Source organism: Corynebacterium sp. HFH0082 (assembly GCF_000411235.1).
Classification (GTDB): Bacteria; Actinomycetota; Actinomycetes; order Mycobacteriales; family Mycobacteriaceae; genus Corynebacterium; species Corynebacterium jeikeium_D.
Genome location: NZ_KE150404.1, coordinates 869,307 through 891,090, shown reverse-complemented (window position 1 = coordinate 891,090; position 21,784 = coordinate 869,307). Strand labels below are relative to the sequence as shown.

Below are 21,784 nucleotides of genomic sequence, written 5' to 3'. Positions count from 1 at the left end.
CCACAATTTTGTGGTCACTCAATCCGCCTTCACAAGCATCAGAAGCCTTGAAGCTGTTCGCTTCCGACTTCGGAACGTGCGCGCGCAAAAGAGCACTATTCTTTCACTGTGCCAGTTACTCGATACTAGGGCAGGATACTGGAGTTTTCCAAACCAGACCAACCCCCTAGTTAAGGGTGGGTAACGGCCAGCAACTCACATCGTCATTTACCTGCATAAATGCTAGATATTTGAGCTGCGATCTAAAATCGGCCAACGATATGAATTGCGAGCAGCTACCCCCTAGAGCTTGCCTGTGCTAACACACGCCAACAGTCTGACGATGTCTCAGCACAGTCAAAGCTAGAGGGAATCTACTAAAGCTGCAGACCCTCGCACTGCGTTCTCTAAAAGAGTGACAGTGCAGTGCGTGCAGGGATGGGGTCAACTCTGATTGAGTGCCCCACCCTACCGGCGTGATTTAAGCGCCGGTACGAGCTGCAATGATCTCCTCGGCCACGGAGGACGGAACCTCAGCGTAGGAGTCGAAGATCATGGTGTAGTTAGCGCGACCCTGGGTCTTGGAACGCAGGTCACCAACGTAGCCGAACATCTCGGACAGCGGAACCAGAGCCTTGACAGCCTTGACGCCGGTGCGGTCTTCCATGGAGTTGACCTGGCCACGACGGGAGTTGATGTCACCGATGACCTCACCCATGTACTCTTCCGGAGTAATGACCTCAACGGCCATCATCGGCTCGAGCAGGACCGGCTTAGCCTTCTGAACAGCTTCCTTCAGAGCCTGCTGACCAGCGATCTTGAAGGCCATTTCGGAGGAGTCAACCTCGTGGTAAGCACCGTCGAGCAGGGTTGCCTTGATGTTCACCAGCGGGTAGCCGGCGAGGGTACCGTACTGCATTGCATCCTGGATACCAGCGTCGACAGACGGGATGTACTCCTTCGGAACGCGGCCACCGGTGACCTCGTTTGCGAAGAGGTAAGTTGTGGACTCGCCTTCTTCCACCTCTTCAGCGGACGGGGAGTACGGCTCCAGAGCAATGATGACGCGGGCGAACTGACCCGAACCACCGGTCTGCTTCTTGTGGGTGTACTCGAACTTCTCGACCGGCTTGCGGATGGTCTCGCGGTAAGCAACCTGCGGGTTACCGATGTTTGCTTCGACCTTGAACTCGCGCTTCATGCGGTCAACCAGGACGTCGAGGTGGAGCTCGCCCATACCGCCGATAACGGTCTGGCCGGTTTCCTCATCCAGGTGAACGGTGAAGGTCGGGTCCTCTTCAGCCAGACGCTGAATAGCGGTACCCAGCTTCTCCTGGTCAGCCTTGGACTTTGGCTCAATAGCAACGGAGATAACCGGATCCGGGAAGGACATGGACTCCAGAACGATCGGAGCATCCTGTGCACACAGGGTGTCACCGGTGGTGGTGTCCTTCAGACCAATGAAGGCGTAGATGTTACCTGCCACTGCCTCGTCAACAGGGTTCTCCTTGTTGGCGTGCATCTGGAACAGCTTACCGACGCGCTCCTTCTTGTCCTTGGTGGAGTTCAGGACCTGCTGGCCAGGCTCCACACGACCGGAGTAAACGCGGACGAAGGTCAGCTTGCCGAAGAACGGGTGAGCAGCAATCTTGAATGCGAGAGCGGAGAACGGCTCATCCTTAGACGGCTTACGGACCATATCGACGTCCTCGTCGCCCATCTGGTGGCCGTGAACCTCACCGATGTCCAGCGGATTCGGCAGGAAGTCAATGACAGCGTCGAGCAGCGGCTCAACACCCTTGTTCTTGTACGCGGTACCACAGTAGACCGGGTAGACCTCAGAGTTGATAACCATCTTGCGGATGGCGCCCTTGATCTCGTCCATGGTCAGCTCTTCGCCACCGAAGTACTTCTCCATGAGCTCCTCGTCGGACTCAGCGACGGTCTCAATGAGCTTCTCACGGTACTCGTTAGCCTTGTCGACCATGTCCGCCGGAATCTCCTCGACCTGCGCAGGAGTACCGATCTCAACCTTGCCCGGCCACATGAGGGCCTTCATCTCCAGCAGGTCAACAACGCCGTCGAAGTCATCCTCAGCGCCAATCGGCAGCTGCATAACCAACGGCTTAGCACCGAGGCGGTCAACGATGGTGCCAACGGTGTAGTAGAAGTCAGCGCCCAGCTTGTCCATCTTGTTGACGAAGCAAATACGCGGGACATCGTACTTCTGAGCCTGACGCCAAACCTGCTCAGACTGCGGCTCGACACCTTCCTTACCGTCGAAGACTGCGACGGCACCGTCGAGCACACGCAGGGAACGCTCAACCTCAACGGTGAAGTCGACGTGGCCCGGGGTATCGATGATGTTGATCTGGTTGTCGTTCCAGAAACAGGTCACAGCAGCGGAGGTAATGGTGATACCGCGCTCCTTCTCCTGCTCCATCCAGTCGGTGGTAGCGCCACCATCGTGAGTCTCGCCGACCTTGCGGTTAATACCCGTGTAGTACAGGATGCGCTCAGTCGTAGTCGTCTTACCAGCATCGATGTGCGCCATGATGCCGATGTTGCGGACCTTGTGGAGGTCCTTCTTAACGGGAAGTGCACCTTCAGCCACTTGATTCCCCACTCGTTTCAAATCGGTTTGGCGGTGAGACTCAATTACGGGATTGCAATTGGCCGTCAAATCCGCCGTCGGTCGGGTTTGCTTTATCTATAATGCCACCGTCTTGGCGCGAAGTCGCGCCGTGACGTACACCTATTGCGTAAATTCTACGCAAGACATCGGGTGTAAGCGCCGGGCTGGCCCCTATTGAGTGACCCTTAAAGATCTGTGGACCGCGACCGACGCGCGCCGTTGACATACCGGCAGCTGCTCTACGACGGTGACCACTCGCGGCCTCCGTCGATAAGCGATTACCAGCGGTAGTGAGCGAATGCGCGGTTTGCTTCCGCCATCTTGTGAGTGTCCTCACGACGCTTGACGGATGCACCCAGGCCGTTGGATGCATCGAGAATCTCGTTAGCGAGACGCTCGGTCATGGTGTTCTCACGGCGCTGACGGGAGAACATCAGCAGCCAGCGCAGTGCCAGCGTGGTGCCACGGCCCGGACGAACCTCGACCGGGACCTGGTAGGTGGCGCCACCAACACGGCGGGAACGAACCTCAAGAGCCGGCTTGACGTTCTCGATTGCGCGCTTCAGAGTCAGCACCGGATCAGTACCGGTCTTCTCTTCGCACAGCTCAAGTGCACCGTAGACGATGCGCTCTGCAGTCGACTTCTTACCGTCGATCAGAACCTTGTTGACCAGCTGCGACACCAGAGGGGAGCCGTAGACCGGGTCGTTGACGACAGGACGCTTCTGTACTGGGCCCTTACGTGGCATGGCTTACTTCTCCTTCTTTGCGCCGTAGCGGGAACGAGCCTGCTTGCGGTCCTTGACACCCTGGGTGTCGAGGGAACCACGGACGATCTTGTAGCGGACACCCGGGAGGTCCTTAACACGACCACCGCGAACGAGCACCATGGAGTGCTCCTGCAGGTTGTGGCCCTCACCCGGAATGTAAGCCGAAACCTCGATACCAGAGGTCAGACGAACACGAGCGACCTTACGAAGAGCCGAGTTCGGCTTCTTCGGGGTGGTGGTGTAAACACGGGTGCAAACGCCGCGGCGCTGAGGGGAACCCTTCAGAGCTGCGGTTGCAACCTTAGCCTTCTTGTCATGGCGGCCCTTGCGGACCAGCTGCTGAATAGTGGGCATGAAGCCTCTTTCTGTTTTCAATCCTCGCTGGACATTCTCACGACCGATGCCAACCGCAGCGGAGTAACCACCTTCCGTGTGAATGCATCACAAGAAAAGTTATTACTCATCCAGTGGTGAGCCCATCGGTTGAACGCAAGAAATGGAGGGATTTTGAACGTGCGAAACCCAGTCAGCCGCTCTCGCTGGCCTACTGGGTAATGTCTCAAGTTCCCAATTCTTTTCTGGGATCGTTGTATAACAGTACGCGAGCTGCGGGTTTAGTCCAAACACCCTGGTAATGGCCTATAAATTTCAAGCACTTTGAGCGCTTGTGGGCTTGGTGATCAAATTTTTGGGTGTTCAGCACGGCGCGCCTCGCCCCAAAAGACGCAGACGTTACTATGCCGGTTTGAATTGATAACTCGGCCAATTCTGCCGTCCGTTCGGTTTGCCCATAGTACTGTCCTGCATCAGCGCTGGAGAAACTTAATCGCCATGTTCACCACAGGCGAATGCCTTCTTCATTGCCAGCAGTGTACTGGCAGCGTATAGGTGGGGACATGTCTAAAAAGGTTATTGTCATTGGCGGCCACGGCAAGGTGGCCCAAATCTCTACTCCCCTACTTATCGACGATGGCTACGAGGTCACGTCTGTTATACGCAACCCCGACCAGGTTCCGGATATCGAGGCTCTCGGCGCCACACCAGCCGTTTACGACATCGCCAGTCTCTCGACCGAACAGTTTGCGGACCTTCTCAGCGCGCACGACGCTGTGATTTGGTCCGCCGGCGCTGGTGGAGGTTCACCAGAACGGACGTACGCGATCGACCGCGACGCAGCTATTACTTCGATTGCCGCAGCCGAGCAGGCTGGCGTTAAGCGCTACGTGATGGTCTCTTACTTTGGTGCGGGCCACGACCATGGCGTTCCAGAGGATCACAGCTTCTTTGCCTATGCCGAGTCCAAGGCTGCAGCCGACGAAGCGCTGCGCGCTTCAAACCTGGAATGGACCATTCTCGGCCCGAGTGCGCTCACGCTCAACGAGGGCCAGGATTCCATCGACACCACGGCGGACAAGGCAGGCGAGGTCGCTCGCGCGACCGTTGCCAATGTCATCGCGCAGGCCGTGTTCAACGAGGCTACCGTTGGTCGCATGATTAACTTCAACGAGGGCAACACCCCGATTGCAGAGGCTCTCAAGATGTAGAGGAGGGAGGTCGGGACGGAACCCCTAGGCCCTTCCTCCCCTGCCCCTTGCCTCTGTTCCTATCGCCTTTCTTCAGTCTCCAGCCGAGTTTTCCAGTTGGGTTGCCTCGACAAAGAAAAATCCTCCGGCACGACCGTGACGAACTAGCAACCCGCTAGTAAGCCACAACTGTGCCGGAGGATTTTTCCGGTTGCCACCTAACAGTTAGCGCACGAAGCCCCAACTGTCAGGCGAGGTGCTTTGCCAGACAGTGACCGAGGGAATTCTCCCGCTCCCCCCAGCCGCTGCCGCAAAGCTATTGATTTCTACTCGAAGGTTCCGATGTCATCCAGCGGAACTGCGGAACCGACCTGATCGATGCCGTAGGTGTCCTCGGCACCGTAGAAGCCCTCGCCGAAGGAAGCGAACGGGGCGGCTGCCTGGCGGGCAGCTTCCTCAGTCGGCTCAACCGTGATGTTGCGGTAGCGCGAGATACCCGTACCAGCCGGGATCAGCTTACCGATGATCACGTTCTCCTTCAGGCCGATGAGCTTATCCGAGCGCTTGTTGATAGCGGCGTCGGTAAGCACGCGCGTCGTCTCCTGGAAGGAGGCGGCGGACAGCCAGGACTCGGTGGCCAGCGATGCCTTGGTAATACCCATCAGCACGCGACGGCCTTCGATGACGCTGCCACCGGAGGCGACAATCTCGCGGTTCTTCGCCATGACCGTGGAGCGCTCGACCAGTGCACCTGGCAGCAGTTCGGAGTCACCTGGCTTAGACACAATCACGCGGCGCAGCATCTGGCTGACGATAACCTCGATGTGCTTGTCGTGAATGGCCACACCCTGATCACGGTAGACCGACTGGACTTCCTCGATGAGGTGGCGCTGGACGCCTCGGCGGCCCAGAACCTCGAGGACCTCGTGCGGATCGGCAGCGCCCTTGAGCAGCTGCTGACCCTTGACCACATGGTCACCATCGCGGATGGCGCGACGACGGCCATCGACAGTGATTTCAGCCAGGCCCTGACGCTTGGACAGCTTGTCGTAAACAACCTCGTCTTCGCTGTTGGCATCCGGGATGAGGGTGAGCGTGTAGAAGTGCTCGTCCTCCTCCAGGCGCACGCGACCGTTTTCGCGGACCAGCGGAGCCTTGTTCTTCGGCACGCGGGCCTCAAACAGCTCCTGGACACGCGGCAGACCACCGGTAATGTCGCCACCGACACCACCCTGGTGGAACGTACGCATGGTCAGCTGGGTACCCGGCTCACCAATGGACTGCGCAGCAACAATACCGACAGCCTCTCCGATGTCGACCAGCTTGCCGGTTGCCATCGAGCGACCGTAACACTTGGCACAGACACCGGTTGCGGTGGAACAGGTCAGAACCGAGCGGACCTTGACTTCCTTGACACCGTGGCTGAGAGCCAGGGTGATGTGGTCGTCGTTCAGGTCGGTGTCAGCCGCGATAAGGACATTGCCCTCAGCGTCGGTGACATCGGCTGCCAGCACACGAGCAATCGCGGCGGTCTCGACATACTTCGCACGACGGATCTCGCCGGTCGGGTTGCCGGCTGCGTCCAGAACATCCTCGCCGATCTCGACAATGACACCATCGTGGGTGCCACAGTCCTCTTCGCGAACGATGACGTCCTGCGCAACGTCGACCAGACGACGGGTCAGGTAACCCGAGTCAGCGGTACGAAGCGCGGTATCGGCCAGACCCTTACGGGAACCGTGCGAGTTGTTGAAGTACTCGAGAACCGACAGGCCTTCGCGGAAGGAGGTCTTAATCGGACGGGTGATGTATTCACCACGCGGGTTCGTAACCATACCCTTCATGCCGGCCAGCGAGTGAATCTGGCCCATGTTACCGGCAGCACCCGACTTCACGATCATCGGAATCGGATTGTCATCCGGGTACAGAGCCTCGACCTTTTCACCGACCTCAGCCGTCGCAGCCTTCCACAGGTTAACCAGCGACTCGTGACGCTCAGCAGCCGAGAGCTTACCGCGGCGGAACTTCTTCTCCACCGTGGCGGCCTTCTCTTCGTAGCCGTTTAGGATCTCCCGCTTGTTCGGGAGAACCAGCACGTCAGACATAGCAATGGTGACACCAGAACGGGTAGCCCAGTAGAAGCCAGCATCCTTGAGCTTGTCGACGGTCTGAGCGACCGTGATCATCGGGTACTTGGCAGCCAAGTCGTTGATGATCGCAGCCTGCGGCTTCTTAGCCATAACGCCTTCGACGTATGGGTAGTTCCACGGCAGCAGGTCGTTGAACATAACGCGGCCCAGCGTGGTCGAAGCCAGCCAGGTATCGCCCTTGTTCCAACCGTCTGGGAACTGCTCGGCCTCAATCTCGGCCGGCGGACGCAGGTGGCTGATGCGCACCTTAATCGGGCTCTGCAGACCAATTGCACCGCGGTCGTAAGCCATGATGGCCTCGGCCGGGCTGGTGTAAATACCCTGCTCCGGTGCGTCCTCGGTGGCATCCTGGTGGCCACCCGGCAGCTCCGGCTTCTCCAGCGTCAGGAAGTACAGGCCAGTGACCATATCCAGACGCGGCATAGCCAGCGGCTTACCGGAAGCCGGCGACAGAATGTTGTTCGAGGACAGCATCAGGACGCGAGCCTCGGCCTGTGCTTCAGCGGACAGCGGCAGGTGGACTGCCATCTGGTCACCGTCGAAGTCGGCGTTGAAAGCCTCACATGCCAGTGGGTGCAGCTGAATTGCCTTACCCTCAACCAGGACCGGCTCGAAAGCCTGAATACCCAGGCGGTGCAGCGTAGGTGCACGGTTCAGCAGGACCGGGTGTCCGGTAATGACATCTTCGAGGACGTCCCACACCTCTGGGCGCTGACGCTCAACCATGCGCTTCGCGCTCTTGATGTTCTGCGCGTAGCTCTTGGCCACGAGCTCCTTCATCACGAACGGCTTGAACAGCTCAAGTGCCATCAGCTTCGGCAGACCACACTGGTGCAGCTTCAGCTGCGGGCCGACGATAATAACCGAACGGCCGGAGTAGTCAACACGCTTACCCAGCAGGTTCTGACGGAAACGACCCTGCTTACCCTTGAGCAGGTCGCTCAGGGACTTCAGCGGGCGGTTACCCGGACCAGTGACCGGGCGGCCGCGACGTCCATTGTCGAACAGTGCGTCAACGGATTCCTGAAGCATGCGCTTCTCGTTGTTGACGATGATCTCCGGAGCGCCGAGGTCGATCATGCGCTTCAGGCGGTTGTTGCGGTTGATGACACGACGGTAGAGGTCGTTCAAGTCCGAGGTCGCAAAGCGGCCACCGTCGAGCTGCACCATCGGGCGCAGCTCCGGCGGAATCACCGGGATGCAGTCGAGCACCATAGCGGCTGGGTCGTTGCCGGACTGCAGGAATGCAGTGACAACCTTCAGGCGCTTGAGGGCGCGCATCTTCTTCTGACCCTTGCCGTCGCGAATAATCTCGCGCAGCTCCTCGGCCTCCTTGGCCAGGTCGAAGTTGCGGATCAGGGTCTGAATAGCCTCAGCACCCATACCACCGGTGAAGTAGTCCTCGTAGCGGTCGACGAGCTCGGTGTAAATACCCTCGTCGATAATCATCTGCTTCGGCTCGAGCTTGATGAAGGTGTTCCAAATCTCATCGAGACGATCCAGCTCGCGCTGGGCGCGCTCACGGATGTGGCGCATCTCGCGCTCGGCTGCAGACTGAACCTTCTTGCGGGCGTCAGCCTTGGCACCGGCTGCCTCGAGCTCAGCCAGATCCTCTTCCAGGGTCTGGGCGCGTTCGGCCAGCTCCTGGTCGCGGTCGTCCTCAACCAGCTTCTTGTCCACGAGCATGTCTGCTTCGAGGGTTTCCTGGTCGTTGTGGCGAGCCTCTTCATCCACAGAAGTGATGATGTTGGCAGCGAAGTAGATGATCTTTTCCAAATCCTTCGGAGCCAAATCGAGCAGGTAGCCGAGGCGAGACGGCACACCCTTGAAGTACCAGATGTGAGTGACCGGAGCGGCCAGCTCAATGTGGCCCATGCGCTCACGGCGAACCTTCGACTTGGTCACCTCAACGCCACAGCGTTCACAGATGATGCCCTTGAAGCGAACGCGCTTGTACTTACCACAAGCACACTCCCAGTCACGGGTCGGGCCGAAGATACGCTCACAGAAAAGGCCATCCTTTTCCGGCTTCAGCGTACGGTAGTTAATCGTCTCGGGCTTCTTGACCTCACCGCGAGACCAGCGGCGGATGTCGTCGGCGGTAGCGAGCCCAATCCGGAGCTCGTCAAAGTTGTTGACGTCGAGCACCTGTTTTCCCTTTCCCTCCGCATCGAAGTAATGCGGAAACCAAATTCTCTGCGGAGGTTTTTGTACGTTGTCGTCTGTGTTGGGTTATTCGCGAGTTAGGGCTTCCCGACCCTGATACTCACGCAATGTTTCGTCGTTAAGCGAGAAACTATGCGGAGTCAGCGTCAGAACGCTCGTCGCGGGACAGGTTAATGCCGAGGGAAGCGGTCGCGTGGTCGAGTTCCTCATCGTCGGAGGAGCCCAACTCAACCGGAACGCCGTCGGCCGAAAGGACCTCAACGTTCAGGCAGAGCGACTGCAGTTCCTTCAGAAGCACCTTGAACGACTCCGGAATACCCGGATCCGGAATGTTGTCGCCCTTCACGATTGCCTCGTAGACCTTGACGCGGCCAACCACGTCATCGGACTTGATAGTGAGCAGCTCCTGCAGGGTGTAGGCAGCGCCGTATGCCTGCATTGCCCACACCTCCATCTCACCGAAGCGCTGACCACCGAACTGAGCCTTACCACCCAGCGGCTGCTGGGTAATCATGGAGTACGGACCGGTGGAACGAGCGTGAATCTTCTCGTCGACCAGGTGGTGCAGCTTCAGCATGTACATGTAGCCCACCGAAACCGGGAACGGGAACTTCTCGCCAGAGCGGCCGTCGAACAGCGTGGCCTTACCGTCAGCGTTGACCAGCACCTCGCCGTCACGGTTCGGGCGGGACGACGCGAGCAGACCAGCGAGCTCCTCGTTCTCAGCACCGTCGAACACTGGGGTTGCGACCAGGGAGTCGGACGGAACGTCGTGCAGGTCAGCCGGAAGACGCTTAGCCCAATCCGGGTCGCCCTCAATGCTCCAGCCGGCCTTCGCCAGCCAGCCGAGGTGAACCTCGAGGACCTGGCCGATGTTCATACGACGCGGAACACCGTGGGTGTTCAGAATGATGTCGACCGGGGTGCCGTCCGGCAGGAACGGCATATCCTCCTGCGGCAGGATCTTGCCGATAACACCCTTGTTACCGTGGCGACCTGCCATCTTGTCGCCGTCCTGAATCTTGCGCTTCTGCGCAACGTAGACGCGGACCATCTCGTTGACACCCGGTGCCAGGTCGTCATCGTCTTCACGGGAGAAGACGCGGACGCCGATGACCTTGCCGGACTCACCGTGCGGAACACGCATGGAGGTGTCACGGACCTCGCGGGACTTCTCGCCGAAGATAGCGCGCAGCAGGCGCTCCTCCGGAGTCAGCTCAGTCTCGCCCTTCGGCGTGGTCTTAGCGACCAGGATGTCACCGTCGCGAACGTCGGCACCGATGCGGACGATACCGCGGTCATCCAGATCCTTCAGCATCTCCTCGGATGCGTTCGGGATGTCACGGGTGATTTCCTCCGGACCCAGCTTGGTGTCGCGGGCATCAATCTCATGCTCCTCGATGTGAATCGAGGTCAGGATGTCCTCCTCAACCATGCGCTGGTTCAGGATGATGGCGTCCTCGTAGTTGTGTCCTTCCCACGGCATGAATGCCACGAGCAGGTTCTTACCAAGTGCCATCTCACCGTTGTCGGTACCCGGACCATCAGCGATGACCTGGCCGGCCTCAACACGCTGGCCTTCGTCAACCAGTGGCTTCTGGTTGTAGCAGGTGCCCTGGTTGGTGCGTTCGAACTTGCGCAGCAGGTAGGTGTGGCGCTGGCCCTCATCGTCCATGATGGTGATGAAGTCTGCCGACACCGTCTCGACCACACCGGTGGCCGAAGCGACAATGACATCGCCGGCGTCGTAAGCAGCACGCTGCTCCATACCGGTACCGACGAACGGAGCCTCCGAACGCAGCAGCGGCACAGCCTGACGCTGCATGTTCGCACCCATCAGGGCACGGTTAGCGTCGTCGTGCTCGAGGAACGGAATCATGGCGGTAGCCACGGAGACCATCTGACGCGGGGAAACATCGAGGTAGTCGACCTCATCGGCGCGGACGGACTCGACGTCACCACCCTTCTTACGAACAGACAGGGTCTCCTGAACGAAGTGGCCGTTCTCGTCGATCGGGGTGTTGGCCTGCGCGACGACGTAGCGGTCTTCCTCATCAGCGGTGAGGTAGTCGACCTCGTCGGTGATGACACCATCGCGGACGCGACGGTACGGAGTCTCAATGAAACCGAACGGGTTCACGCGTGCGTAGCAGGACAGCGAACCAATCAGGCCAATGTTCGGACCCTCTGGGGTCTCAATTGGACACATGCGACCGTAGTGGGACGGGTGAACGTCTCGAACCTCAAGGCCAGCACGGTCACGGGTCAGACCACCCGGGCCCAGTGCGGACAGACGACGCTTGTGGGTCAGGCCCGACAGCGAGTTGTTCTGGTCCATGAACTGGGACAGCTGGGAAGTACCGAAGAACTCACGGATAGCCGCGGAAACCGGGCGCACGTTAATCAGGGTGGTCGGCTGGATCGACTCCACGTCCTGAGTGGTCATGCGCTCACGAACCACGCGTTCCATGCGGGACAGACCCACGCGGACCTGGTTCTGAATCAGCTCGCCTACGGTACGCAGACGACGGTTACCGAAGTGGTCGATATCGTCGGTCTCAACCGGGATTTCGACGCCTTCCGGCGAGGTCATAACATTCTCGCCGTCGTGCAGACGCACGAGGTATTCGATGGTGGTAGCAATATCCTGCTCGGTCAGAACCATCTCGCCGGAGGCATCAGCGCCCAGGCCCAGCTTGCGGTTGACCTTGTAGCGACCGACCTTAGCCAGGTCGTAGCGCTTCGGTTTGAAGAAGTTGTTCTCCAGCAGAGCCAGCGCGGACTCGCGCGTCGGCGGCTCACCCGGGCGCTGCTTGCGGTAAATCTCCAGCAGGGCCTCGTCGGTGTTTGCAACACCGTCCTTCTCCAGGGTGGCCATCATGATCTCAGAGAAGCCGAAGCGCTCCTTGATCTCCTCGGTGGTCCAGCCGAAAGCCTTCAGCAGAACCGTGACCGGCTGGCGACGCTTACGGTCAATACGAACGCCGACGGTGTCCCGCTTGTCGACGTCGAACTCCAGCCACGCACCGCGCGACGGAATAATCTTCACCGAGTGCAGCGGGCGCTCGGTGGACTTGTCGATGGTCTCATCGAAGTAGACGCCCGGAGAGCGCACCAGCTGAGAAACAACGACACGCTCAGTTCCGTTGACGATGAACGTACCCTTGTCCGTCATCATCGGGAAGTCACCGATGAAGACGGTCTGGCTCTTGATCTCACCGGTCTCGCGGTTGGTGAACTCCGCGGTGACGTAGAGGGGAGCCGAGTAGTTGATGTCCTTATCCTTGGACTCATCCACGGTGTTCTTGACGGAGTCGAACCATGGGTCCGACAGCGTCAGGGACATCTTCTGGGAGTAGTCCTCGATCGGAGAGAGCTCTTCTAGAATATCTTCGAGACCGCTGGTAACCCGAGCGTCTTCTCCGAGCTCCTCCTGGCGACGAGCACGCCACTCAGGCGTGCCAATGAGCCATGCGAAAGACTCACGCTGCAGGTCGAGCAGACCAGGAACCGCAATCGGCTCCTGAATCTTTGCAAACGAGTACCTCTTCGAAGCTCCGGGAATACCGGTTACTGCCTTGGTCTGGCGGGAGACTGCCAAGATGCGTCCTTCCAGCACCTCACGCGGTGGAGCACACCGGCAACCGGTGGTGCGCTCCGCCCGCTTGGTTTATACGCGATTCAAGTTGCAGGAATTATTTCTGTTGCGCACCGGGATACTTTGCGTCTAACCTTTGGTCACACACGAAAGTGATTCCCCCGCCACTTGGCCTCCAAGACCAGCCTTTAAAGGCGAGCCCCCGAGCCCTAACGGCGGCGTCGCAGCAACTCCTTTAACAGCTAGATGCACGAAAAACGGTGCTACATAATAGCCCCGCGCTCCGAGCGCAAACTATAAAAGAGCTGGCGACAGATACACTAATTCCAGCGCAACGATTTAGCCTATATCAAAAACTGGCAGTTGTCTAGTACAACTTGACAAATCGGGCGTGTCGCATTCACCCGTTACCGATATAACGATGAGGCCTGGGCGCTATGGCCGTCGTAAAGCGTTACTCTGTTTTACGACGGGTCGAAGGACGCACGATACCCACGATTGCGATGAATACCAGAATCGAACCGGACGCAATGAGGCCGATTGACCACGGCTCTAGAGCTGGGCGCTGGAAATTCTGTATTGCGCCAAAGAGAAGCTGATTGGAAAGGCCTTCGTCCATCTTGCCGTTGAAGCGCAGGTAGTCCATGATCGGCTCGCCATCGCGGGTCTCCCACCAAAGGTGGATGTCCTCGGCCATATCGATGACCGAGCCAGACTTGGGCTCAACCCACAAATCACGGGTGCCCTGGTACTGGAGGAAGCCGGACTTGTCATCCTGGGTTAGCTGAGAGACGTAAGAACGGTACTTCTGGGCGAGATTCGTCTTCTCAATGTCCTGACGGAAATGCAGGACACGGTTACCGCCGCGCTCCTCTTCCCCGACAAACTTTGCCGGCAAGGAATCGTGGAGGAGATCATCAAAGATCAGGTATTCCTTTTCCTCCGTGTCGGCCGGAAGCTTCACCCAGTTCCCCTCGAAAGCCACTGACCGTGGAACGCCTGCCATGCGGTCGACAAGCGTCGCAGGAGCCAGCGCCTCGCCAGTGAGGCGGTCGATGGTAACTGTCCAGATATTGGCCTCGATAAGCTCCGTCAGCGGGTCGGTGCCTATGACCTCAGGGGGAAGCTCACGCATTTCAGTCACACCGACACGGAGCGAAACCTTGTCCGCATCCGCGGGTTCGATGAGCACGCCATGGAGCTGTCGCTGCAGCGGCGAGTGCACTTCCTCCCGCTTGCCCTCTTCGTTAATCCTGGTGGATACGCCGTCTTCCGCCCGCAGGGTATACGACACCGGCGGCAGGTCAAGCGGCATTTTGGGATCAACATTGAGCACTTTGGGCAGCAAAATGCCAGCAGCAAGCAGTGCGGTGCCTAGACCCAACAGAAGGATAGACAAAATTCTCGGCCGTGAGAGCATGTTAGATACTTTACAGGCCAATAAGGGTAATCAAGACAATGAGTGGGCTGGTTTTTGCCTCAACTCCCTGTGACGGGTGAGATTAGTGAGGTTTTGCCCGGGTCAGGTGGGTTAGCAAAGGCCCCAGATACAAAAGAACCGCCAACCCCGGGCACGAAGCCCAGAACTGGCGGTCAGAATTGGTAGCTTTAGGCCACTACCGGGGCCGAGGCAAGTAATTGAATTACTTGAGGGCAACCTTTGCGCCAGCCTCTTCCAGCTTAGCCTTAGCAGCCTCAGCGTCGTCCTTGGAAGCACCCTCCAGGATAGCCTTCGGAGCGGACTCAACCATCTCCTTAGCCTCCTTCAGGCCCAGGCCGGAGACGATCTCACGGACAGCCTTAATAACGCCGATCTTCTTAGCGCCAGCGTCCTCGAGGACGACGTCGAACTCGTCCTTCTCCTCAGCAGCAGCCTCGCCGCCAGCAGCGCCTGCAGCAGCAACTGCAACCGGAGCAGCAGCGGTGACGTCGAACTCTTCCTCGAAAGCCTTCTTGAACTCGGTGAGCTCAACGAGGGTCATTTCCTTGAAAGCCTCGAGCAGTTCCTCAGTGGTGTACTTAGCCATGGATATTCTCCTATGAGTGTGGTGCGGCCGCTCCCCTCAGAGATCCCTGGGGTCGAAGCCGTCAAAGTGATATTGAAAAGTTTTTCGCGTGATTTAGTTCGCGTAGATCGCGAGCCGCTCGGGATTACTTCTTTTCCTCGAGTGCCGCAGCAAGGCGGGCAACCGAGGAGGTCGGAGCGTCGAGCAGGCCAGCGACGTTCGCCAGAACGCCGTTGAAGGCACCAGCCAGCTTTGCCAGCGTGGTCTCACGGTTATCCATATCCGCAAGAGCCTCGAACTGTGCTGCATCCATCGCAGCACCGTCCATGTAGCCGCCCTTGATCACGAGGTTCTTGTTGTCACCGGCGAACTTCTTAATCGCCTTAGCCGCATCCACAGCCTCGCCCTTGATGAAGGCGACTGCAGTCGGGCCGTTCAGGTGCTCATCAAGACCCTCAATCCCTGCCTCGTCGGCAGCGATCTTGATCATGGTGTTCTTGGCGACGGAGTACTTAACATCAGCACCGAGGGCGCGACGCAGTTCCGTGATTTCCGCAACGGACAGGCCGCGGTACTCAGTCAGCACGATAGCGTTGGACTCTTCGACGTCCTGCTTCAGCGCTGCAACAGCTGCAATCTTCTCAGCATTTGCTGCCATGTGTACTCTCGCCTCCTTCCTGGTCTTTGCAATTTTCCGCTCGGCCAAGTGAAGGATTCTTTTGCGCAAATACAACAAACGCCCCAATCCTCGCACAAGGATGGGGCGCACAATTCTTGTGGCGTGTTCCACTTCAACTCCGCCAACCCCAAGGCCAGCAGGTGAAGTCAAACTGCGCAAGCGCTTCCAAGTCCTCCTGCGTGGGCCGCTCACTGTATTCCTACAATGAAACCTTCAATCCGCTTCTTTCAAAGCGAATGACCGACGGTCTTCGGTGAAACTTGAGTACCAACCTCCATCTTCCCAACTCGATGTTGGTACCGATTGGAAGCCGGTCAAACTTCGTGAAGAAACTTTATACCAGACCCTGGCAATTAACCAAATCGCCTATCCAAACCGCGCCGCACCTGGCTCTCCGAAGCGGCCGAACTCCAGGTCCTTCTCACGTTGCTGGACAATCATCTCGAGCTCGGCAAAGTACGCATTCAGGTTGTCGTCGGCAAGCCAGAGCACTTGGTCGGCGTAGTCGAGCACCACGCGCACCATGTCGTCGGGATGTGCGTCCAATCTGGCGGCGTCGAGAATATCCACGGTGAGTGTCAGTGCCACGCGCACAACCGGCGGGATCTGCGATGCCAGGCACTGCTGCGCCACGACATTGCGCAGCTCGACGGCCTCCATCCGCGCGATGATGCGCAACAGCCGCACGACCACGACCTGCGCCGCCCGAGCTTGCAGAGCTTCCTCCTCACTCATCCCCGGAAGCACCACAGAGTCCTGGATATTGCGGCGAAGGACCTCAGCTACGCGCTCGTCCTCCCCTAGCCCCGTCAGTACCTCGCCCAGCAGAGTCTGTCCCGCGATGCGCAGGCAGGGCATGTCATAGGCGTCGTCGCCCAACGAGTCGAGATACGAGATGAGCTGCGATTCAATAATTCCGGAACCGTCGTCGAGCTGCGCCAGGCGATTAATCTCGCCGAGCGCCTCCAGCCCTTCTTCGGGTTCCAAAATTAACGTCATAGTCGCGATTTTAAGCAACAAACTTTGGCTGTGAGTCCATTTCGCCTGGATTAGTTGTTTGGATTAGCAATTCGCTTTACGACGTCTACCGCGCCCAAGCCCCCACCGCGCTATCGATACCCCTTATGCCAATGCAAAACCGCCACCTCACACACTCTGGAAAGTGCGCGCGGCGGCGGTTTTAAAGAGCTTTGCTCAGAGTCGCTCTCGAGTGACTCATGAAGAGCACACTCACCTATCGGCTGATGCTGATTTAGGCGGTGTAGTCCTTGATCACGCTGGTGTCAACCGGGATGCCCGGGCCGTTGGTGGCGGAGACGGTGATCTTCTTCAGGTACTTACCCTTAGCAGCGGACGGCTTGAGGCGCATCAGCTCGTCGATAAGCGCACCGTAGTTCTCGGCCAGCTTCTCAGCGTCGAAGGAAGCCTTACCGATAACAGCCTGCAGGTTTGCAGCCTTGTCAACGCGGAAGGAAATCTTACCGCCCTTGATCTCGGTGACAGCCTTAGCGACATCCGGGGTAACGGTGCCGGTCTTCGGGTTCGGCATCAGACCACGCGGGCCGAGGATGCGAGCCACGCGACCAACCTTGGCCATCTGGTCCGGGGTAGCGATAGCAGCGTCGAAGTCGGTCCAACCGCCCTGAATCTTCTCGATCAGCTCCTCGGAGCCAACGAAGTCAGCGCCGGCCTCTTCAGCCTTGGTGGCGTTCTCGCCAGCAGCGAAGACGACAACGCGGACGGTCTTACCGGTACCGTTCGGCAGGGAGACAGTGCCGCGAACCAGCTGGTCAGCCTTGCGCGGGTCAACGCCCAGGCGGATGGCGACGTCGATGGTGGCGTCGTAGTTCTTGGAGGAGGTCTCCTTGGCCAGGTTAGCGGCCTCGAGCGGAGAGTAGATGCGGCCGGCGTCGATCTTCTCGGCGGCGGCGCGGTATGCCTTAGAGTTCTTGCTCATGAAAAGTCCAATCTCAATTAAGTGAAATGGTTGGATTGTGGTGTGTAGCGGGCCGAAGCTGGCCCTACCACTTGATGAAGGTGCAGCTAAACGCTGACGGTTTACTTAGCGCCCTCGACGGTGATGCCCATAGAACGAGCGGTACCGGCGATGATGCGTGCACCCATCTCGATGTCGTTAGCGTTCAGGTCCGGCTTCTTCAGCTCGGCGATTTCCTTGCACTGCTCCCAGGTCACGGAACCGACCTTGTTGGTGTGCGGAACGCCAGAGCCCTTCTGGATGCCAGCGGCCTTCAGCAGCAGCTTAGCTGCCGGCGGGGTCTTCAGAACGAAGGTGAAGGAGCGGTCTTCGTAGACAGAAATTTCAACCGGGACAACGTTGCCACGCTGGTTCTCAGTTGCTGCGTTGTAAGCCTTGCAGAACTCCATGATGTTGACACCATGAGCACCCAGTGCCGGACCAACCGGCGGAGCCGGGTTAGCCTGACCAGCCTGAATCTGCAGCTTAATAATCGCAGAAAGCTTCTTCTTCGGAGCCATCGGATTAACCTACTTCCTAGTTACCGGGGCGCGCCGCCCCGATGAAAAGGCGACTCACCCCGTCCGGATGCCGACGCTTTACGACGACCCTTGCGCCCTCGACCATCATGGCCGCTGGCGCTGGTCATCGAGTTGGTGCCAGCCACCGGGGATACGAATTACTTGGCGCATCTGTGCTCAAGGCACAAAAATGCACGCCTGGCTACGTTACCGCAGCGTATGGCGTGCATCAAAATCCGTTACCGGATTGGTTGCGCGAGCGAGCTAGCTGGTGCCTTGCTCGGCGCTTGGCTTAGGGCTGTGCTTGCCGCTTGGCTCTGCGCCTGGCTTGAGGTCGGGCCTAGTTCAGCTTCTCGACCTCATCGATGCCCAGCTCGACCGGGGTCTCACGGCCGAAGATGGAAACCAGAGCCTTCATGCGGCCGGTGTCCGGGTCGATCTCGGAGATGGTCGCAGCCACGGATGCGAACGGACCGGACAGGATGGTGACGGACTCGCCGACCTCGTAGTCGATGGCGACGGCCTTCTTCTCCGCCTGCGGCGCCGCTGCGACAGCCAGCTCACCGTCGGCGTTTGCAGCTTCCTCAGCGGCGTCCGCGGTGATGGTCTCCTTCGGCATGAGGAACTTAGCGACCTCACGGATCTTAACCTTGGACGGCTGGCCCTCGCTACCGACGAAGGAAGTAACACCCGGGGTGTCGCGGACGACGGACCAGGACGGGTCATCCAGGCTCATACGAACCAGAACGTAGCCCGGCAGCAGCTTGCGCTTAACGATCTTCTTCTTGCCGTCGTCCTTGCGCTCTTCGACTTCCTCAACCGGAACGATGACCTCGTGGATCTGCTCATCGACACCCATGGTCTGGGCGCGCATTTCCAGGTTGGTCTTCACCTTGTTCTCGTAGCCGGAGTAGCACTGGATGATGTACCAGTCGCCCGGACGACGCTTGAGCTCACGCTGGAACTCGCGCAGGCGCTTACGGTACTCGGCATCTGCGTCAGCAGCTGCCTGTACCTCAGCGTCAGCGGCAGTCTCCTCTGCCGGCGCTGCTTCTGCTGCAGCAGTGTCAGCTGCGGCTGCGTCGGCTGCGGCTGCACCCTCGGCCGGAGCTTCTACCTGAGCCGGTGCGCCCTGCGCATCCTGCTCAGTTGCGGCAGCATCCGCGGACTGGGCGTCGGAGAAAATATTCTGACCATCATTCATGTCGTGCTAACCCCTCTTGTATCTACATCAACGGTTCGCGACATTGGCATCTTCGCCTAAAGAGTCTTAAGAGCCAATATGCCATCCGCAATCACTTCGCACAGCCAGACACCAGCTGCGCTAACGAATAATCCCGCCGTCCGGAACTCGGAGGCGGGATGAAAAGCATCACTGCGAAACAGTATAACCGATTACTTACCCAACACCGATCGGACACCCAGACCGGCCAGCGTGTCCACACCCCACACGAGAGCGATCATGGCAATCAGGAACAGAATCACGATGATGCTGTAGGTGACCATCTGGCGGCCGGTCGGCCAAATCACCTTGCGCAGCTCGTCAACAACCTGCTTGATGAAAACCAAAGGATTACGAGTCGAAAGCTCGTTGGTCTCCTTCTCACGCGCAGGCTTCTTCGCCACGGTGGTCTGCGCGCCCGTCGCCTGGCGCTTACCGGACGGGCGAGCCGCCGCCTGGAAAGTCTGGTTTTCCTCAGACACGATGCTCCTTCGCTACTTCGTGCATATGAGACCTAAAGATACTGCACAGTGAAACTCAAACGTGAATTCTTCAAGGGCAGACTCCGGGAATGTTCTCCGGATCCAAGCCCCCACTGTGCAGAGCAAGTCTGGTTCAGTGCGTAAATTCTAGCCGATACTCCACACTATCGAAGAAATGCCCTTCGTGGGAACCGCAGGCTTCGAGATTCGATTCTGACAACCCCAAAGAGCCACGGGCTGCTCGCTCGGGGATGCGAACTTGGGGCTGCAAATGTGAAACTGTATGGGGTTATGACACTTTCAAGCCATTTTTCGGGCTGTTTTTGTCATAAACGCAGTCAGTAACTCGCATTGCCCCACCGCCACCGAACATAAACGAAAAACCCGCCACCCAGACGCATTTTCATACGCCCTGGATGACGGGTACTTGCAGGGGCGACAGGACTCGAACCTGCAACCTGCGGTTTTGGAGACCGCTGCTCTACCAATTGAGCCACGCCCCTTCACCACCAGCGAAAGAACTTTTCAGTCCTTAGCTGACAATGTCCCACCTTACTGCATTGCTGCATAATCAAGGCGGGGTTCGACGAACATCACTGTCCGTAGTAGCGATGGGGGGGATCGAACCCCCGACCTCACGATTATGAGTCGTGCGCTCTCACCATCTGAGCTACATCGCCCCTATTCTCTACCGGACATAAGTCCGTATAAAAGAACAGAGCCCCCTGACAGAATCGAACTGTCGACCTTTTCCTTACCATGGAAACGCTCTGCCGACTGAGCTAAGGGGGCATCAGCATCCGTTGAACCCAGCACGTAACTCTGTGGCCAATTGTTGACCGCTTCGTTTCGCTCTGTGCTCTCCGTGAAGCCTTGCAAAGATTAACCCGAAATCACCACTAAGCACAAATCAGCAGGTAGGCAGCGGTATTTCTTGTCACGTTTGCAGACATTTGGCGCGCACTTATGGATAATCTATTCACTTATCGATGAGCCCCAGCGGAACCATAAGTGAATAGCTCATCGATGAGTGGCTGACCTCTAACTCGAGCCTCTAACTCGAGCCCCTGCCCCCCGCTTAATCCAGAGCCGGGTTAAGTAAAGAAAAGTGTGTCCGCATGCCACCATAACCCCAGACCACACACCACAAATCACCAAAGAATAGCTCCCCGAAAGCTATTACCCACACCATCCCGCACCTCCGGCCACATTTGTGCTAACCGCACACCGGTTGGATTAAAGGATGACCACCAACCGCCCCAGCTGCCCACTATGCGGCAACAACACAAAGAAAAACGGCACCACCAGCAAATCAACCACCCGTTGGCGCTGCACCCACTGCGGACACTCCTTTACCCGCAACACCCAAACCCACAACAAAAACACCGCCACCATGGCTTTGTTCATCCAATGGGCCACCGGCACCCAATCTCTAACCACCTTCGCCGCACACCATGGCGTAACCAGGCAAACCATGCACCACCGATTCCGATGGTGCTGGTGGATCATCCCCACACCCACCATCGACTCATTCCGCATCCATGACCAAATCTTCCTCGACGCGACCTATCTAAAGTCCGGATGCCTCCTGATCGCAGCCAGTAAAACCCACGTCATCAACTGGACCTGGGCCAGACACGAAACCACCGCCGCCTACACCGAACTCCTACGCCCCATTGCCGCACCACTAATCGCAGTCACAGACGGCGGACAAGGTGCCCAATCAGCCATCCACCACTGCTGGCCAACAACACGCATCCAACGCTGCCTCGTCCACGCCCAACGAACAGTCCGCCGCCACACCACCAGCAACCCCCGCACCGATGCCGGCAAAACCCTCTACCGCCTAGCCCTGAAACTCACTCGCATCACCGACCTTGACCAAGCATCCACATGGGTCGCCCACCTGCACGAATTCGACCACACCTACCGGGAATGGATGAACGAGAAAACCACCATCAAAGACCCTGCTACCGGCGCCTACACCAAGGTCTACACCCACCAACGCGTCCGAGCGGCCTATCAATCATTGCTATCTCTGCACCGCAGAGACCTGCTGTTTACCTACCTGCAACCCC

At 58.4% G+C, this 21,784-nt stretch carries 15 protein-coding genes and 3 tRNA genes; 2 read left to right on the top strand and 16 right to left on the bottom strand.

The annotated features are described in order from the left end of the window. Positions 1-460: 460 nt before the first annotated feature. The 3 genes from fusA to rpsL all read right to left on the bottom strand — a co-directional run bounded on the left by fusA (position 461) and on the right by rpsL (position 3,738). Positions 461-2,593, bottom strand: coding sequence for an elongation factor G (gene fusA, locus HMPREF1206_RS03745; RefSeq protein WP_016422053.1), 2,133 nt, complete (start codon positions 2,591-2,593; stop codon positions 461-463). 299 nt (positions 2,594-2,892) lie between these two features. Beyond that, positions 2,893-3,363, bottom strand: a complete 471-nt coding sequence (gene rpsG, locus HMPREF1206_RS03740; RefSeq protein ID WP_016422052.1) for a 30S ribosomal protein S7 — start codon at positions 3,361-3,363, stop codon at positions 2,893-2,895. Between the two features lie 3 nt (positions 3,364-3,366). Beyond that, entirely contained in the window at positions 3,367-3,738 is a 372-nt protein-coding gene (gene rpsL, locus HMPREF1206_RS03735; protein ID WP_005509887.1) for a 30S ribosomal protein S12, read from the bottom strand. A 542-nt stretch (positions 3,739-4,280) separates the two neighbouring features. Here rpsL and HMPREF1206_RS03730 point away from each other — a divergent pair. Then, positions 4,281-4,928: an SDR family oxidoreductase gene (locus HMPREF1206_RS03730; protein ID WP_016422051.1), complete on the top strand. Its 648-nt coding sequence runs from the start codon at positions 4,281-4,283 to the stop codon at positions 4,926-4,928. Positions 4,929-5,233: 305 nt separating this feature from the next. Here HMPREF1206_RS03730 and HMPREF1206_RS03725 read toward each other — a convergent pair whose 3' ends face one another. The 13 genes from HMPREF1206_RS03725 to HMPREF1206_RS03665 form a co-directional block, all read right to left on the bottom strand. Further along, complete coding sequence (locus HMPREF1206_RS03725; protein WP_016422050.1) at positions 5,234-9,205, bottom strand: DNA-directed RNA polymerase subunit beta'; 3,972 nt, start codon at positions 9,203-9,205, stop codon at positions 5,234-5,236. A gap of 148 nt (positions 9,206-9,353) precedes the next feature. Next, positions 9,354-12,842: a DNA-directed RNA polymerase subunit beta gene (locus HMPREF1206_RS03720; protein ID WP_042388391.1), complete on the bottom strand. Its 3,489-nt coding sequence runs from the start codon at positions 12,840-12,842 to the stop codon at positions 9,354-9,356. A 433-nt stretch (positions 12,843-13,275) separates the two neighbouring features. After that, positions 13,276-14,241 (bottom strand): DUF3068 domain-containing protein, encoded by a 966-nt coding sequence (locus tag HMPREF1206_RS03715; RefSeq protein WP_042388387.1) that lies wholly within the window; start codon positions 14,239-14,241, stop codon positions 13,276-13,278. Positions 14,242-14,464: 223 nt separating this feature from the next. Beyond that, a complete protein-coding gene (gene rplL / locus HMPREF1206_RS03710) occupies positions 14,465-14,848 on the bottom strand; it encodes a 50S ribosomal protein L7/L12 (protein ID WP_016422047.1) in 384 nt (127 codons plus the stop codon). Positions 14,849-14,972: 124 nt separating this feature from the next. Further along, positions 14,973-15,485 carry a 50S ribosomal protein L10 gene (gene rplJ / locus HMPREF1206_RS03705; protein ID WP_016422046.1) on the bottom strand — a complete coding sequence of 171 codons (513 nt, stop codon included), beginning with the start codon at positions 15,483-15,485 and terminating at the stop codon, positions 14,973-14,975. Between the two features lie 387 nt (positions 15,486-15,872). Then, entirely contained in the window at positions 15,873-16,505 is a 633-nt protein-coding gene (locus tag HMPREF1206_RS03700; RefSeq protein WP_042388383.1) for a hypothetical protein, read from the bottom strand. A gap of 253 nt (positions 16,506-16,758) precedes the next feature. Next, entirely contained in the window at positions 16,759-17,463 is a 705-nt protein-coding gene (gene rplA, locus HMPREF1206_RS03695) for a 50S ribosomal protein L1 (RefSeq protein ID WP_016422044.1), read from the bottom strand. Positions 17,464-17,564: 101 nt separating this feature from the next. Further along, entirely contained in the window at positions 17,565-18,002 is a 438-nt protein-coding gene (rplK, locus tag HMPREF1206_RS03690; protein ID WP_016422043.1) for a 50S ribosomal protein L11, read from the bottom strand. A gap of 340 nt (positions 18,003-18,342) precedes the next feature. After that, a complete protein-coding gene (gene nusG / locus HMPREF1206_RS03685) occupies positions 18,343-19,206 on the bottom strand; it encodes a transcription termination/antitermination protein NusG (RefSeq protein WP_016422042.1) in 864 nt (287 codons plus the stop codon). Positions 19,207-19,397: 191 nt separating this feature from the next. Beyond that, on the bottom strand, positions 19,398-19,706 hold the full coding sequence (secE, locus tag HMPREF1206_RS03680; RefSeq protein WP_016422041.1) for a preprotein translocase subunit SecE: 309 nt from the start codon (positions 19,704-19,706) through the stop codon (positions 19,398-19,400). 430 nt (positions 19,707-20,136) lie between these two features. Beyond that, positions 20,137-20,209, bottom strand: a tRNA-Trp gene (locus HMPREF1206_RS03675). A 103-nt stretch (positions 20,210-20,312) separates the two neighbouring features. Further along, a tRNA-Met gene (locus HMPREF1206_RS03670) sits at positions 20,313-20,386 on the bottom strand. A gap of 39 nt (positions 20,387-20,425) precedes the next feature. Continuing rightward, positions 20,426-20,498 (bottom strand) — tRNA-Thr (locus tag HMPREF1206_RS03665). A gap of 451 nt (positions 20,499-20,949) precedes the next feature. Between HMPREF1206_RS03665 and HMPREF1206_RS11115 the strand changes: the two genes are divergently transcribed. Further along, on the top strand, positions 20,950-21,784 hold an 835-nt coding region (locus tag HMPREF1206_RS11115), incomplete at its 3' end, for an IS256-like element IS3503 family transposase (RefSeq protein ID WP_016422039.1).

What these genes read in the sequence shown, in the direction of transcription:
- rpsG (WP_016422052.1), bottom strand. Translation starts at nt 3,363, where the DNA reads ATGCCACGTAAGGGCCCAGTACAGAAGCGTCCTGTCGTCAACGACCCG.
- rplA (WP_016422044.1), bottom strand. Translation starts at nt 17,463, where the DNA reads ATGAGCAAGAACTCTAAGGCATACCGCGCCGCCGCCGAGAAGATCGAC.
- HMPREF1206_RS03715 (WP_042388387.1), bottom strand. Translation starts at nt 14,241, where the DNA reads ATGCTCTCACGGCCGAGAATTTTGTCTATCCTTCTGTTGGGTCTAGGC.
- HMPREF1206_RS03700 (WP_042388383.1), bottom strand. Translation starts at nt 16,505, where the DNA reads ATGACGTTAATTTTGGAACCCGAAGAAGGGCTGGAGGCGCTCGGCGAG.
- HMPREF1206_RS03730 (WP_016422051.1), top strand. Translation starts at nt 4,281, where the DNA reads ATGTCTAAAAAGGTTATTGTCATTGGCGGCCACGGCAAGGTGGCCCAA.
- rplK (WP_016422043.1), bottom strand. Translation starts at nt 18,002, where the DNA reads ATGGCTCCGAAGAAGAAGCTTTCTGCGATTATTAAGCTGCAGATTCAG.
- rpsL (WP_005509887.1), bottom strand. Translation starts at nt 3,738, where the DNA reads ATGCCCACTATTCAGCAGCTGGTCCGCAAGGGCCGCCATGACAAGAAG.
- rplL (WP_016422047.1), bottom strand. Translation starts at nt 14,848, where the DNA reads ATGGCTAAGTACACCACTGAGGAACTGCTCGAGGCTTTCAAGGAAATG.
- nusG (WP_016422042.1), bottom strand. Translation starts at nt 19,206, where the DNA reads ATGAATGATGGTCAGAATATTTTCTCCGACGCCCAGTCCGCGGATGCT.
- rplJ (WP_016422046.1), bottom strand. Translation starts at nt 15,485, where the DNA reads ATGGCAGCAAATGCTGAGAAGATTGCAGCTGTTGCAGCGCTGAAGCAG.